We start from the raw sequence: 15440 nt of genomic DNA, 5'->3' as shown, positions 1-15440 counted from the left end.
CCAGCGAGCCTCAGACCTGCTGGCTGTCTGTACCACTGGACGCGCAAAGCATCGGGGCTTGGAGCGAGAACGGCAGTGGTGAGACGTCCTACTCATCGGGCCAGCCACGCGGCGACGGTGTCCGCGACGGCTACCGAAGTGAGGTGGGTGCAATCGACCGCAAGATCGGCCGGAACGAGGTCGGGGAGGGTTTCCTGTTGCCGCAGAGTTCGGTTGAGATCGCCTGCGGCGCCCCGCACAATGAAGCGGCGTCTGAGTTCGTCAGGCTCGGAGGTGAGAGCCACTGTTCTCGTGTCCGGACCGAGGGCCTCCAGGCAGGCCGTGATGAGTTCGGCATTTTCGAACGGCAAGGAGCCATCGACGATCACGGTCCAGTCGTCGTCCGCCCATGCCGCGATCGAGCGATGCAACGCTAGGACGACCTGTTTGGACCCGTTCGCCGAAGTGGGGTTGGCCGCGTCATTGAAGAACGGGATGTAGCGGTCAGCTTCGATCAGCAGACAGGGGGCGGCTAGGCGTGTCATCAGGATCCGACTCACGGCCGTCTTGCCGACACAGCTGGGCCCGCTGAATACAACGAACACAGTGGCACCCTCCAGTTTCAAGTGTTCTTTGTCGCAAGGACGAACGTACTACCGGGTGGTCGCGGTTCCATTTGGCCGACTGTTCATCCGTCCCGGGGCGGCAACTCGTACCGCGCGGGCCACGAGCTGGCTCGCTCGGCGAGCCGCCCCGGCCAGTCGCCTCGCGTCACCCCTCGGGGATGGGGCTGGTGTGCGGGAGGGCGTTGAGGGTGGCGCGACCGTATGGGGCAGTGCGCAGGTAGACCCGCCCGGACGCTCGCAGGGTGACCGCCACGACACTACTGGTCTCCCCGTTGAGGTTTCGGGCGTAGAAGCGGTGGCCGTGCCGCATCAGGGTGAGTGCTCGCGCGGCGTTCACCTCCCAGGGTTGGCCGTCCGTGCGGACGCCGCAGTACGCGTCGATGGTGGAGTCCGGGTCCGCCGCGGTATCGGGCCGGATGGAGGTGATGTAGTGGTCCCGCGGGTAAGAGTCCGTGAGGATCGGCACCGGCGCCAGCCGCTTCCCGGTCGTCAGGAACGACATCACCTGCAGCTTGACCGTCGGGTCCCACAGGACCTGGGCGTGGTTGAGCGAGTTGTCGGTGCGCACCGAGAACGGCAGATGTGCCCTGGCCGCCGAGACCAGGACATCTCCCTCCCCGTAAGTCAGCTCGGGCGGCAGGCCCCCCATCTCCGGCGGGATGCGAGTCAGGTTGCGGTACTTGGACTCCCAGTGGAACGGCGGGGTATGCCCTTGCGGCACCGCGGCCAGGGGGGACAGCTGCCAGACCCCGAGCCACGAGAGGAACGGCGTCGTGCCGCCGAAGGAGTAATACTCGATCCCCGGCACCGGTTCCGCGGCGGCCAGCGCGGCCAGGGTCGGCGAGCCGATCCGGAAGTCCTCGTAGGCGGGGGCATCGGTCTCCGCCCGGATCATGTCGATCAGCGCATCGATGTGCCGCCCGATCAGGAACCAGTAGACCGGGTTGATGGCATTGAACAACCAGGACCCGGCAGTGCGCGCGTCGCTCTCCATCAGCCGACGGGAGGTCTCGATGGCCATGTTGGCCAGTCCGCTGCCGGCATTGGGCGTATGCAGGGTCACCAGCTTCGTGACGCGGCTCAAAACCCTTGCGGCCTCTACTGATCCGGCGTCTGCGTCTCGTTGAAGGTCCACCAGCACCAAACGTGCCAGCACCCCGCCACGGCTGTGCGCCACGATCACGACGTCCCGGTCCTGCGACATCGGGTGGGCGTCCAGCGCGGTCAACAGGGCGCGCAGCTCGGCGGCGGGTCGGGTAAGGCGGTCGCGGTGGTCGACCTGGCTGTAATTGACGGTCGGATAGCCCGCGTCGACCAGGGAGGGCTCCCAGCCCTTGACCGGCATCAGCTGCCCGGTCGAGAAGCCCCAGATCCCACCGAGATTCGGATACCAGTGCCAGCCGTGGTCGCGCGGTGTCTCTTCCGCGATCCTGCGGTAGTTGTAGGGCGAGCTGGTCGCCCCCGGGTCGCGCATATCGTTGATGTCGCCGTTGTTGCCGTGCAACAGGACCACGACCGGCAGGCTGTTGCCGGAGTCGTCCGGAGTGATTTGTGCGGTCGACGTAGCAGTTCCCGCGCCGTCCGGCCAGCTGAAGCGCAACTCGTCGGCGGCCATCTCAGCTGCGCTGGCAGAACAGCACGTGGCCGACGACCTGCGTCTCGACCGAGCTGAAGACCGACGTGGTCACCGAGAACGTCACCAGTCCCTCGTCCCGGGGCAGCTTTTCGGCGCCGCGCTCCACTGTGGGTTCGCCGTCCACCACCGTGCGCAGGGTGAGCGGCTTGAGGGTCCGGCGTGGGTGTTCGGCGCGATAGTCGGTCAGCGCCTGCTGCAGCCCGGCCGGCAGGGAGTCCTCGTCCAGCGCTTTGGCAGTGATGCGGCTGGCGCGCTCCAAGTGGAACGACCCGACGATCTCCTGGAGCATCTCCACGGGCAGCTCGCTCGGGTGGTCCGGTGGCCCGTCGCTGCGGTCCCTTCGGTCGTGCCGATCTGTCGGATCCTGGACCACGGGGCACTCCTCGTTCGCTGAGCGGGGGGCGTCTCTTTGACGGAAGGTAGCACTTCCGCCACCTCGGTGGGTTGCCGCTCCAGTACCCGGCGCGGCGGCGCACGGGGGCCGCTACGACAGGGGTGGCTACCATGGCGGCTGAGAACAGCGCCTCGACCGCGGGGACGAAGAAGCCCCGCCGGCGCTCAACGGGCGGGGCTCGTTCGTCTGTCTCAACCAGAGTGCGCCCGGAGGCAATCGAAACCACAGCGTCTGGTTTGGAGCTTCCCGTATGGGGACCGGGACGACAGCCTCGTCCTCGGACAATGAAAAGACCTGGGACGCAGTGATTCTGCCGTTCCGCCGGCGGGCGAGTTGACGATGATCGGGCGGCCGCCGGCGGATACCACACAGAAGTTGTTGGCCCGTAGTTGTCCACTTTGGCTCGGTTCTTCCGTACGTAGCGGATATGAAGCGACGGACAACGCCAGATGCGACCAAGATCGACTTCGTGGTCGGGGACTCGGTGCCAGCTGATGCAACGGTGCCCGTGTCAGCATTGTCCCGGAGGTTGCGTTGCAACGTAAAGCGGACACGGCAACCGAGACACCTTCACTTCCGTTACTCACACCGTGGGGCTCGTTGTTGTGCGTCTCGCCTGCTGCGCGTCTCAAACCGGGTAGGTGCTGGCGTCGGTTCACCGATCCATTCCCCCGGGGATCTGAAACGTCCACTGCGCTGTCTGCTGCTCAGGGTTGAACCCGTCGGGTGCGAGATCGTGCCAGATGTCGTGGGTGAATGACTCGCCGTCCAGGCCCGTGTATCTGATCTGGGAGCGCGGGTACTTACCGACAAGATCGACCCGCCAACCGCTACCGGCCAGTCGGCGTTCGACCACAGCCATCGTCGTCTCCTCCAGATCGGCCGCCCTCGACGCGGCATCCGGAGCCGACCGGGCGAGAGCCATGCGGAGCAACTCGGTGTGGGGATCGTCCTCGCCCGACCATTCGTCGTCCAGCCGCTCCAGCAGTGGCGTCAGCGCGGGATCGGCCAGCGCGACCGCGGCCTCCAGATCCAGAAGGAATACCGGGGCTTTCGGGTCTGCGAGTCGCTCCTTGAGCCGCTCCAGCGCGCGGGCGTCGCCGCGCCGCGCCAATCCGAGGCAGGCTTCGAATGCGGTATCACCGCCCGCATCACCGAGTCGGGCTGCCAATGCTTCGCGGATCTCGGGGGTGTCCAGATCACTCTGTGTCCCGAGCGACATCGTCGCCCAGTCGCGTACTTCGGACTCGACATCGGAGCTCAAGGTGATCAGCGTGCGGACCGCGTCCTCGTTGAGCGGCTCGCCGATGAAGATCAGTGGCAATGAAGCGGCGACCGCGATACGCACCAGCGGATGTGGATCGGCAGCATGGTGCAGGAGCTCGGGCACCCAGGACGCGTCCTCGGCAGACCCCAGTGCGCCCACGATCTCGGCGCGGGTGGTGTTGTCCGTCTCCCGGCGGGCAGCCGCAGCGAGGGCCGGCGCGATGCGGCCGCCGAACGGCCGCCCCTGCTGGAAGCCGAACTGCCCCAACACCCGTGCCGCCCATTGCCGACGGACGGGCAGCGCGTCCGAGAGCAGCTGCCGACCTTCATCGACGAACTGCGAATCACCGCTGCGTCGCACGATCGAGACCAGAGACACTGGACGATCGTCGTCGAGAACGGTTCCCTCCGGCAGTGAAAGCAGTTCTTGCCATGCCTGCCAAGGGGTCGGCCCGGCACAGACGGGTCCAAGATCGCCATCGACGGACATGACGACATTCTTACTCACCGTCCGCTGGAGAAACCACGGCACGGCCGTCGGCAGGCAGCACGTTCTGTCACGGACCGGATCTCATGGGAGAGCGACGTGGGCGTGCGTTGGCTGGATGCGTCACGAGATGCTGTGGGGTCCACTTGGCGACCCACGTCCCGGGACCACCAGTGGGTACGTCTACAGCTGCCAGTGACGGAGCTCCGTGAGAAATCTTCGGGACTCGGGGCCGGGATACAGATCCAGGCCAGCGCGCTAGTTGGCTCTGACCTGGGAAAACGTGGTGCGCCCGGAGGGATTCGAACCCCCAACCTTCTGGTTTGGAGCCTCCCGCACGCGGCTGACGCGGTCGGCCACGCCATCGGATGACGAAAGGGCCTGGGACGCGGTGATTCTGCCGTTCCGCCGCAGGGCCAGTTGACGATGCTCCGGCGGGCGCCTGCTGATACCACACAAGAGTTGTTGGCCCGTAGTTGTCCACATTGGCTCGGTTCTTCCACCTGTAGTGGATATGAGGCGACGGACAACGCCGGATCAGACCAAGATCGACTTTGTGGTCGGGGAATCGGTGCCCACTGACTGGGCGGGGGCAATTGAGGGGTGGACTCTGTGGCTGCGCGCCTCGGCGCGCCCGGAGACGACGATCAATACCCGTACGTACCACCTACGGCGGCTGGCCGCGGCGTTTCCTGACCGGTCGCCTTGGTCGCTGACCACCAGCGAGCTGGTCGAGTGGACGGCCGGTCACACCTGGGCTCGTGAAACGCGTCGGTCGTATCGATCGACTCTGCGGACGTTCTACAAGTGGGCCGTCTCGACCGGCGGCCTGGAAGCATCGCCGGCCGCGGATCTCCCGGCCGTGCGGCCGGCGACACCATCGCCTCGGCCAACCCCGAACTCCGTCTACGAGGCCGCGTTGGCAGACGCACCTCCCCGGGTCGCGCTGATGCTGAGGCTGGCAGCAGAGGCCGGGTTGCGCCGAGCGGAAGTCGCGGTCATCCAATCTGACGACCTGATTGAGGACCTCTACGGCTGGTCATTGGTGGTTCACGGCAAGGGCGACCGCGATCGGGTGGTCCCGCTGCCCGCGTCGCTCGCCGCGGAGCTACGAAGCCACGAGCCCGGCTTCCTGTTCCCGGGCAACGAGGCCGGGCACCTGTCGCCGCGATGGGTGGGCAAGCTGTGCACGCGGTATCTGCCGGATCACTGGACCATGCACTCGTTGCGGCACCGATTTGCCTCCCGCGCCTACGCGGTAGACCGGGACGTGTTCACCGTGCAGGACCTGTTGGGCCACGTCTCGCCCGTCACGACGCGGATGTACGTCGTTCCGCCGGCTGATGCGAAACGTCGGCTGTCGAGGCGGTTTCGGAGCCGACCGGTCCAACTCGCCTGCGACCAGTAGGTCGGGCCAGCGGTCAGTGAGCTCCTTCAGCCGTCGAGAGCCCGTGCGAGCCGATACACCAAGCAGCTCTGCCACGGTCTGGCCGGTGACCTTCGCGCCCTCGCGGTGCCGGGCGAGCAGCTGAACAGCGAGTTCCTCGGCCGAGTCGGGTGCGCCAGCAACGTGCAACCGTCGCGGTTCCTCAACCTGGCGCGGCGCCGACGTCGGACCGCTGGCCTGTTCGCCAGACACAGGCGAACCAACCGCCGGCGCTGTCATCGTCTCCGCGACCTGTGGCTTGGCAACGATGGATGGCGACGGTCGAGCCTTAGCGTCATCTCCGGATCTGTCGTCGCCTTCGGCATCTGCCTCGCCGAGGGGCGAGTTGGCGATGACAACGGGCCGCGCGGGCCGATCTGTCGGCGGTGCGGCCACGGCCGGTCGGGGCGTGGTGGGTGGCTGTCGCACGAGGATCAGCGCGCCGAGGTGCGTGGCCTGCATCAGGACCAACGGCGGGACCGCGGCGCAGACCATGGCGACCGCTGCGGGTAGGTGGATAGTGCCGTCGGCGGATCCGGTGGCATGGATGGCGTTGCCGACGACGGACATGGCCACCCCGATCCCCATCGACGCCCACGGGTACGTGGCGGTCTGTCCACGGGCCCGAAGAACCAGGGCAGCGGCCACGTTGACGATGACGCCGGCGTCGATGATGACCGGCCAGATCCAGGTCAACCCGGACGGCACGTTGGCGGCCGCGGCGACCTGGCGCAGCGCGGCGAACGACAGCAAGAACGCTCCGGTCGCCACCGCCAGGATCGCCAACGGCATCAGGAACCGCACGGCCCGGCCATCCGGATCGAGCTGCGCCTCGCCACGTTCCTGAACGTTCGCCACTGCGATTGTCGCCACGTGTCCTCCCGATGTTGCTGGCGCGCCACGGCTCTGGCGCCATCGCCACTGTGGTGGCGGCCGGCCAGTGGAGTTACCGCCAAAGCCAAGGCCACCGCCTCGCCACGGTGGTGGCGGCGGCCGGGCGTGTCGGGGGTGGGGGTCTGGGCACGGCCGGCTTGGCAGCCCCGTCTGTCTTCGATGGCCGCTCACGGCGGCGGGTGCATGGCGACCCGCGTGAAGTCCGCCGACGTTGTCGCCGCGGTCTTCGCCATTTCCAGCGGTCGCTGACCCGATATCGTCCGGCGTCGCTACCGTTCCCCAGCCGTCTCGATGCCGCTGTCGACCGAAGTCGCCAGCGGTCTTCCCTGCCTCGCTGCCGCTCGGCCGATACTTCCCGCTCGTCCTGCGGTCCTCGCTCGGTCGCTCTGTCGCTGCGCTCCGGCGCTCCCGCGGCGCGATGCGCCGTAGACCTACACAGATTTGGCACTACCGCCTGGGTGCGACTGGGCGCGGCCAGCGGCACCGGATGATCGGGGTGAAAGACCCCGGATGGCGACGGGAACTAGCTCGGGGCACGGTCGGCAGACAGCACTCCCAACCGGTGTTCGGGCACTCGATCTATGGCGGTGTCTCAACGTCTGGCTGCGGTTGGTCGCAAGGAGCCAGTCCGACAGTCCGTTGCACCCGTCGATGGTGACGCCGGTCCAGGACGACATTTCGAAGACGGTACGAACGCGTAGGCAGTGAAACGTCAGCAGTCAGGCGGGGTTTGCCTGCCGGGACGCGCCAACAGGCCAGACTCAAAGAGGAAGACGCTCGGCCCGTCGCGCTTGACGCCGAAGGGGGCGAGGTACCAACCCGAGTAAACAACGGCGACCGACTCGCGGGCTCTAGTGAAGGACACGTAGAATTTCCGTCGGTCTTCGAGCCAGGCGACGGTCTGGTATCCCGACGAGTAGTAGGGCAATCTGCCCTGCTCGACGGCCGCTATGAACACATGGTCAAACTCGAGCCCCTTGCTGCTGGTCATCGACGACACCTCGACGCGTCCGTCCCTGAGGCGAAGCCGGCCGAGCTGTTCGACCGTGTACCCGGCCATGGCGCCGCCGTCCGCCAGTGCCGCCCGCATTCGAGTGAATGCGGCGGCGTCGTCATCTCGTAGGGTCGACGAAAGGGCGGAGGCATCGATCGCGGTGGCGATGGCTTCGACGAAGACGGCAGCGTTCGAGCCCGTCGTGGTGTGAAGGAGAAGGTCAACGATGCCATCGGTGGCCGCTCGGAACGCGTCCCAGTCGCCAAGGTGCTGCCACTGGTCGAGGAGGTCCCCGAGGTGGTGGCCGCAGTCCTCGCGGCCACACGCAGCCCAGGCGGCAAATGCTTCTATCACGATCGTCAGCGGACTTGAGTCGTAGGCGCCGGTGTTCCACGAAGCTGGGATCCCGTGTCCCCGCAAGACCTCGACGATTGCGGCGCAATCGTCGTTCTGCGGGGCCAGTACGGCTATTTCGCGCAACTGGGCGCCCTCTGCGCAAAGCGCGCGTATTCGTTCAGCAATGTAGTCGGCCTGCGCGGTCAGTCCGTTGGGTTCGTATTGCACCGTGACCGCGCCGCCACCGCGCATAGTGTGTGGCTGGACGTCCGTACCGAGGATCCGCTGGGCGGCTTGGGCAATGACGGCTCCGCAACGGTAGTTGATGCGGAGGTCGACGCGGTGGACATCGGACCGATCTGCAAGTTCGAGCAGCAGTTCCGGCCGCGTCCCCGTGAACCCGAAGATCGCCTGGTCAGGGTCACCCACCGCGAACAGGGTGGACTTCCCTTCGTCGATCGACAACGCGGACACGATGCGATGCAACCCTGGAGCAAGGTCCTGGTATTCGTCGATCATCAGGTACGGGAATCGCGCGTTCAGCACGGTCTGCACAAACGGGTGCTGCTCGACGAGGTCAACTGCCACGCGTACGGCACCGTCAAAGTCAATATAGTTTTGCTGCCGCAGCAGCCTTTCGAAGGCTTCTGCCGCGTCGCGCATGAACGGTCCTGCTGTCTGCCATTCCTCGTCGGTCAGGCACATCTTCCGGTTACGACTTATGGTCGAGGCGACGTACCGGGTGTCGGCGCCCGCGGGGAAGGCAAGGTTGATCGCATGGATCATCGCGTCTCGAGCGACCTGGCGCGGCGCCAGCGTGTAGCCAGCCCACTCGGGGTGTCCGGCAGGCGCAGAGAACGGCCGGATGATGTGCGACATGACGAACGAGTGAACGGTACCGACGCTGACGGCGTGGCCGACGGGCTGACCGAGCGCGCGGATTCGAGTCCGCAGCTCGTTCGCGGCCGCGTTGGTCAACGTCACACATGCGAGACCCTGACTTGGGCCGAGAAGGTTGTTTGCCAGCCAGACTGCTTTGGTCGTCAGCAGTTTCGTCTTTCCACTGCCCGGAGGTGCAAGCACCGCACAGTGTCCTCTTTGTTGGTAAGCCTCCCACTGTTCTGGATTGTCTTTCAGGTCGTCGAGTGCCTGACGGAGGGCAGACATCTCCTACAGCTCCTTGAGATAAGCCAGCGCATTTGCGAAGTGTGCGGGCGGGGTTACCGACGCACTGGCGAGTCGCTGAGCAAACCGGCCCTTTCCTCCGATTTGGTCGATCATGTTGAGGAAGTCCCCGGCGGCCGGTGTCGTCTCGTCCCATCCGGCGACTTTCTGGAGGTGGCCAGTCGCCGCGTCACCAATCAGCTCTCTCAACACCGACACGACGCTCGTCCGGTTGTTGTCGGAGGTGCAGACTATGTCGTACTCGAATGTGGTGTCCCCAACGAAAACGGCAGACGGGTCGGCGCCGGCGTTCACTTCCAGCAATTCCTTGCGGCGTTCCCCTGTTACAGGTTTGCCGGGGTCCCCGTCGGTCAGCACAGCGTAGGGGATTCCGAGGGCATTGCATAGCTTGACGTAAGAGCCGAAGTGCGTGCCGCCGATGGCGCACACCGAGATGCCGACCTCGTCGAGGTCGACCCCGTTCGCCTTCGCCAATGACGGCGCCATGAGCTGCTCGGCGACCCCCTCGACGAGCATTACCCGTCGGGCGAAAACCAGCTCGGTGCGGGTGGCGTCGAGGAACCGGTCGATGTCGGTCCACTCGGGCTCAGTCAGAGCGGCGTCGCCGGCTGCGTGTGCGACCGTGCCAGCTTCGGTGGTACGCAGCATGATGAGGTTGCGCGCTGACGTAGCGCTTGCGATGTGCGGGGAATGGGTGGTGACCACCGTCGACCGGTTGGAGTCGTCCTGCTGCAAGTGTCTGAACAGTAGCCGTTGCAGATGCGGGTGTAGATGCGCTTCGGGTTCCTCGATGGCGAGGAGGACGTGGGCGGCTTCAGCGGTTGCGAGCCGCTGCTTCAGCCGCAAGTCGAGCAGCGAGAAGTACAAAACGTTCAGGGCGCCGAGGCTCGTGCTCGTCAGCTGCCGCTGCGCCGAACCATCGACGAATAGTCGCATCGACCGGACCAGTCGGCGCGCATCGGGAGGCGCGGCGGCCAAGGTCGTAGCCAACCCCTGGAGGGCACCGACCGCCGCCTCGGTGCTCTCCGCGATGTCTTTGCTGAGCTTTACTAGCGGCGCCAGCTTGTTGAGCGAGTCGTTCGCCGTCTGCATCGCGTCGCGGACCCCATCGAGGTCTGAGGGATTCGCCTCTCGCGATGCGGCCTCCAACAGAGCACGAAGCGGTGAGCGGCGCCAGTTCCCGACGTCGCTTTCTACGTCACGCAGCGCATGCATGAACACAGTGATCAGCCGGTCGCGCACGTCGACGGCGGTCACCAACCGGTTGTCGGTGCCGCCGTAAAGCCGAGCCCGATACACGGGCTCACCGTCGACCTTCGGATCCGGTTCCCACCGGTAAGTCAGCCGGGCCGTCATAGGGTCACCGGTTACCAGCGCGTCACGCAGAGTGGCCACGACAGGCGCCTCCTCCGAGAAGTTGGTGACGTCGAGAGAAACTTCGATGACGTCGCCGTTGCTGACTGGATCGGAGGTTGCGCCGGACAGCCCCTCCCAAAAATCCTCAGGAGGCAGACGACGCTGGTCCGCAGACAGAGTGTTGTCCAGAACCAGCCGCATCGCGTGCAGCAGGTTGCTTTTGCCTGACCGGTTCTCGCCGACAATCACTGTGTGCTGCGTGAGCGGCACATCGATGTCGACCAGGTTTCGGAAGTTCTTCACACGGACGCGGCTGAGTCTCACCCCGACACCGTAGAAGACGAGCGCGGCCTGGTGGCGTTCGGGACTGCCCAAACGTTGGCAGTCCCCTCCTTGCGGTCGTTTGCGCCATACAGAACCCGACCTCTCCCGATGCGGAGTTCTCCGTCGGTCTCATGCCCTTCCATTGCGGGGAGTCTTCCGGCTGCGGAGTGATGTCCAACAGCGTGAACCTCCCGGATGATACCCAAAGCTTCGCGATGCTCGTACGACCCAGTAGACGGTCCTCAGCCACCACGCAGACTTGCTCCGTGCTCGCGCTCTGGCGCCGCCTGAAAGGGTCTGCTGCACGAAACCTGTGACAGCGGCTGACGATCGCGTGATGGCAAACGGCACCCTTGGCGTCTTCCCCTCAGTCGTGCCCAGGCGGACCATGGGGTGACGGACGTCTTTGGGTTCTTCAGCGCGTCTTGCACGGTCGACTTCGAGAACGGCCGCGCCGAGGTTGTCGGTGAGAGGTTCATCGCCAAGTTGAACTGATCATGCGTTGAGTTGCGCTGCGCGGAACAGATTGATCCGAAGGCAGCGGACCACCCCGTGACGTGGTCATGTCTCTTTCGCCGATGTCGTCAGTCGACTACCTGGTTCGCCATGTCGCGGCCGCCGATGGCCGCGCCACCGGCGGCGAACCCGCGGCGACCGTGTCGCCGCTGACGCGGTACTACACCGCCGGCGGCTACCCCCCGGGGCGCTGGCTTGGGTCCGGCCTTGCCAGCCTCGCCGGTGGCGAAGGTGTCGCCGAGGGCAGCGAAGTCTCGGAAGCGCAGATGCGCGCCGTGTTCGAGGACTCTGCCGATCCGGTAAACGGCGCGTCGCTGATGCGCCGAGCTCCCGCGTCGTACCCGTCCCGGGCCGAACGGATCGACCGACGCGTCCGTCGGCTGGTCGATACCTTGCCGGTGATGTCGGCTGAGCAAAGCGCTGATGCGATCGAGAAGATCCGCGAGGAGGAGCGCCGCAACCCGGGTCAAAGGACAGTTCACGGGTTCGATCTGACGTTCAAACCGGTGAAATCGGTCAGCACACTGTGGGCGCTAGCCGATCACGGCATCCAGGTGCAGCTGTTCGAAGCCCACCATGCGGCGGTCGCGACAACCCTCGCACGTGTGGAGGGCGAGGTGCTGCGAACCCGGATCGGAGCACAAGGCGTGCGGCGGGTCCGGACCAGGGGGCTGATCGCGGCGGCGTTCGATCACTGGGATTCCCGGGCGGGTGATCCGTTGCTGCACACCCACGTGACGGTCGCGAATCGGGTCCAGGGGGAGGACGGGGTGTGGCGAACCATCGACTCCCGCAGCTTCTACAAGGCGACGGTGGCTCTCTCGGAGTCTTATGACGCTGCCCTGGCGGACGAGGTGACACGGCGGCTCGGCATCGGCTGGGAACGCCGTGCCCGCGGCGCAGGCCGTCGCGATGGCCGTGAGCTGGCTTCGGTTCCTGCCAAGTTGTGTGCCGAGTTCTCCAGCCGGTCTGCGGATATCGAGCAGGCTGTCGCCGTCGCGCTTGAGGAGTACCGGACCGCACATGGCGGGGCTGCGCCCTCGCAGGCCGTGTTGTGGCGGATTCGGCAGCAGCAGACCCTCGCGACCCGCAGCGGCAAACACATCACGGGACTCGACGAGGCGATCGCCAGGTGGACAGAGCGAGCGTCCGCGATTCTGGGCCGTCCTGCGGGCGAGTGGGCGGCCGAGGCGAGCCGAGCTCAAGCCGATCGGCCGGTGCTGCTGCGGCGCGACGACATCTCGGCCGCCGCTGTGGAGTCCCTCGGCGCGCGGGTGGTGGACGTGGTCGCTTCGAAGCGTGCTCAGTGGGGTGAGTGGAATCTCGACGCTGAGGCATCGCGGCAGATCGTCGATATCGGTTGGCAGTTCGTCGATCCGGATCACGCGGACGCTGTCCGTCGGCTGGTTGTCGCCCGAGCGGTGGCGGTGTCGGTGGCCATCACCTCTCCCGAGCTGGCGTCGGTGCCCGATCGGTTCCGTGACCCGGCGACCGGCGCTAGCGAGTTTGCGCCACCTGCCACGTTCACGTCAGCCGCAGTATTGGCCGCGGAGGACCGACTGGTCGAGCTTGCCGACGACACTGCCGGTCCGGCGGTCGGACTGGATCGCGCGCTCGCGGTGGCCGAGCAGCCGTTGCCCGGCCGCTCGTATGCCCTCGACGCCGAAGACCAGACGCCCGCCGCGCTGGACATCGCCGGCTCGGGACGGGTCGTCGACGTGCTGGTCGGGCCCGCCGGGACCGGGAAGACAACGACCATGGCCGGCGTCCGAGCGATCTGGGAGTCGGAGTTCGGGGCCGGCGCTGTCGTCGGGCTGGCGACCTCCTCGAAAGCAGCCGAAGCACTGGCAGCCGACCTCGGAATCGCCACCGACAACACCGCGCAATGGCTCGCGCAACAGCGTGTCCAGCCCCAACGAGCCGAACGGCTCGAGGTCCTCCGCGCTCGGCGCGCAGCCGCCGATGGAGGGTCACCGACCGCAACCGCCCTGGACACAGCGATCGAATCGGCGCAGGCCGACTACAACAGGTGGCGGCTGCGGCCAGGGCAGCTGCTGATCGTCGACGAGGCCGGCATGGCCGGCACCTTCGCGCTACGGGCGCTGGCCGATCAGGTCGCGGCCAGTGGGGCCAAGCTGCTGCTGGTCGGTGACCCGCATCAACTATCGCCCGTGGAGACCGGCGGCGCCTTCGGCATGCTCGTGCACCATCGGGCCGACGCGCCACAGCTTCACGTGATCCGCCGCTTCGCCGAACCCGACGGCAGCCGTCGGCGCTGGGAAGAAGAGGCGTCTCTCGGTCTGCGAACCGGACGGCTCGAGGTGATCGACACCTACAACGATCACGGGCGCCTGCACGACGGCGACCGAACAGACATGCTCGACGCCGCCTACCGAGCCTGGCAAACAGACACAGCCGCCGGGCGAGCCTCCATCCTGATCGCCGGCGACAACGGCACCGTCCGCGAACTCGCAGAACGCGCCAGAGCCGACCGGATCGCGGCCGGCGAGGTCGATCCGACGACACAAGTCGCGCTGCACGACGGACTGGCGGCCAGCCGCGGAGATCACGTCGTCACCCGGGAGATCAACCGCTACCTTCAGGACGGCACCACCTACGCGCCGGCCGGACGATCGGGCCGTCGATCCGACGGCTACGTCAAGAACGGCCAACGGTGGCTGGTCGATCAGGCCCGTCCCGACGGGTCACTCACCGTCCGGATGCTCGGAACTGACAACCAACCAACAGCCGCGTCGGTGACGCTGCCGGCCTGGTACGCCGCCGAACACGTCGAACTCGGCTACGCCGCCACCGCGCACCGATCCCAGGGCATCACCGTCGACACCGCGCACACCATCGCCGACGAGATGACCGCCCGGGAGCTGCTCTACGTCGCGATGACCCGCGGACGCTTCAGCAACCACACCTACCTGGTCATCGAACGGGCCGGCGGCGACGCCGAAGACCAGCACGGACCACCCGTCGAGCCGTGGACACCGCGGGACCTGCTCTGCCAGATCCTCCACTCAACGAGAGCAGAGCTCTCCGCGCGCGAAACCATCACCCAGCTGCAGGATGAAGCCGAATCCTTGCGCCGCCTGGTTCCCGAGTACGAGACCCTCGCGGCCGCCGCCCACGAACTCGCCGCCGCAGACCTCCTGCACACCACCGGCCTGCCGAACGCGGCCGAGCTTGTGGCCGATCCAGAATTCGGACAGATAGCCACCGCGATCCGCTCGGCGCACCAATGGCAACTCTCCGGCGACGCATTGCGCCGCCACCTCGCCGACAACACTCCCGTGCCAGTCGCCTGTGGCGATGTTGCCGAGCAGATCCGCCGCTGGACCGCGGCGCAGACAGCCGGTCGAAGCAGGCCTACCCGCCGCCTGATCGGCGGCATCGTCCCCGACGCTTCGGCCGGACTGGGTGATGGCCAATTCTTGACCGCGATGACGGAACGAGCCACCCTCATAGAGTCCCGCGTCGAACGGCTTGCGGAACGCGCCGTCATCTCGCAGCCCGCATGGCTCAAGGACTCGCTCGTAGGCAAGTCAGCGCAGGCGATGACGCTGTCTCCACGTAGCGCCACGGCGGTACGGCAAGTCGTTGCGTATCGCGATCGGTGGAACATCGAGGATCCGCGACATCCACTTGGGCCGCGGCTGACCGCGTCAGCCGGGATCTCGCAGCGGATGGATCGGCGCCATGCAGAACGGGCTGTCCTCGCGGCGCAAGTTGATCAGACTTCGGAGCGGATGCCTGATACTCCGACGCTCGTCTCGACCCGCGGCCACGACCGGTAGGTGGCTGCCTCTGTCGGTCGCTCAGCGGGCCGCCGTAGGTATGTCGGACGATCCGTACGTGAAAGTAGGCGACAGCGCCGGAATCACCTACGTGCAGCCGTCTCGGACGGTGTCAGGAGGACTGCGGGGCCGGCCCGGGCAGATCAATCGCGCTGACAGGCGAGGTGGAACGACAAGTCGTCCCGCCGCTACGCCTGTCCTTACACGTGGAACGCGTC

The 15440-nt window shown here is 66.6% G+C and carries 8 protein-coding genes and 1 pseudogene; 2 read left to right on the top strand and 7 right to left on the bottom strand.

Annotation, left to right across the window (positions count from 1 at the left end):
* Window positions 1–92 precede the first annotated feature (92 nt).
* From K340_RS0105790 to K340_RS33905, 4 genes are all read right to left on the bottom strand, one after another.
* Window positions 93–584, bottom strand: a complete 492-nt coding sequence (locus tag K340_RS0105790) for a phosphotransferase-like protein (RefSeq protein ID WP_161632062.1) — start codon at window positions 582–584, stop codon at window positions 93–95.
* 166 nt (window positions 585–750) lie between these two features.
* Window positions 751–2220 (bottom strand): esterase/lipase family protein, encoded by a 1470-nt coding sequence (locus K340_RS0105785; protein ID WP_029136012.1) that lies wholly within the window; start codon window positions 2218–2220, stop codon window positions 751–753.
* A gap of 1 nt (window position 2221) precedes the next feature.
* Window positions 2222–2536 (bottom strand): hypothetical protein, encoded by a 315-nt coding sequence (locus K340_RS0105780; RefSeq protein ID WP_154674102.1) that lies wholly within the window; start codon window positions 2534–2536, stop codon window positions 2222–2224.
* Window positions 2537–3290: 754 nt separating this feature from the next.
* Window positions 3291–4280: a HEAT repeat domain-containing protein gene (locus K340_RS33905; RefSeq protein ID WP_051265234.1), complete on the bottom strand. Its 990-nt coding sequence runs from the start codon at window positions 4278–4280 to the stop codon at window positions 3291–3293.
* 1027 nt (window positions 4281–5307) lie between these two features.
* Here K340_RS33905 and K340_RS36885 point away from each other — a divergent pair.
* The gene (locus tag K340_RS36885; protein WP_245599473.1) at window positions 5308–5796 is read left to right on the top strand and encodes a tyrosine-type recombinase/integrase; all 489 of its coding nucleotides are present in this window, start codon (window positions 5308–5310) and stop codon (window positions 5794–5796) included.
* A 555-nt stretch (window positions 5797–6351) separates the two neighbouring features.
* Here the strand turns inward: K340_RS36885 and K340_RS37450 are convergent.
* From K340_RS37450 to K340_RS0105755, 3 genes and pseudogenes are all read right to left on the bottom strand, one after another.
* Window positions 6352–6606: pseudogene (locus K340_RS37450) on the bottom strand (DUF2637 domain-containing protein); the annotation flags it as partial.
* Between the two features lie 814 nt (window positions 6607–7420).
* Window positions 7421–9205 carry an ATP-dependent helicase gene (locus tag K340_RS27775; RefSeq protein WP_051265230.1) on the bottom strand — a complete coding sequence of 595 codons (1785 nt, stop codon included), beginning with the start codon at window positions 9203–9205 and terminating at the stop codon, window positions 7421–7423.
* 3 nt (window positions 9206–9208) lie between these two features.
* Window positions 9209–10903 (bottom strand): ATP-dependent nuclease, encoded by a 1695-nt coding sequence (locus K340_RS0105755; protein ID WP_029136009.1) that lies wholly within the window; start codon window positions 10901–10903, stop codon window positions 9209–9211.
* 578 nt (window positions 10904–11481) lie between these two features.
* On the opposite strand from K340_RS0105755, the gene mobF reads away from it, so the two are divergent.
* On the top strand, window positions 11482–15222 hold the full coding sequence (mobF, locus tag K340_RS27770) for a MobF family relaxase (protein WP_161632061.1): 3741 nt from the start codon (window positions 11482–11484) through the stop codon (window positions 15220–15222).
* Window positions 15223–15440: the final 218 nt, after the last annotated feature.

The sequence above is a fragment of the Nakamurella lactea DSM 19367 genome, from assembly GCF_000426645.1.
Lineage (GTDB): Bacteria > Actinomycetota > Actinomycetes > Mycobacteriales > Nakamurellaceae > Nakamurella > Nakamurella lactea.
This window is presented reverse-complemented; position numbering and strand designations above follow the sequence as displayed.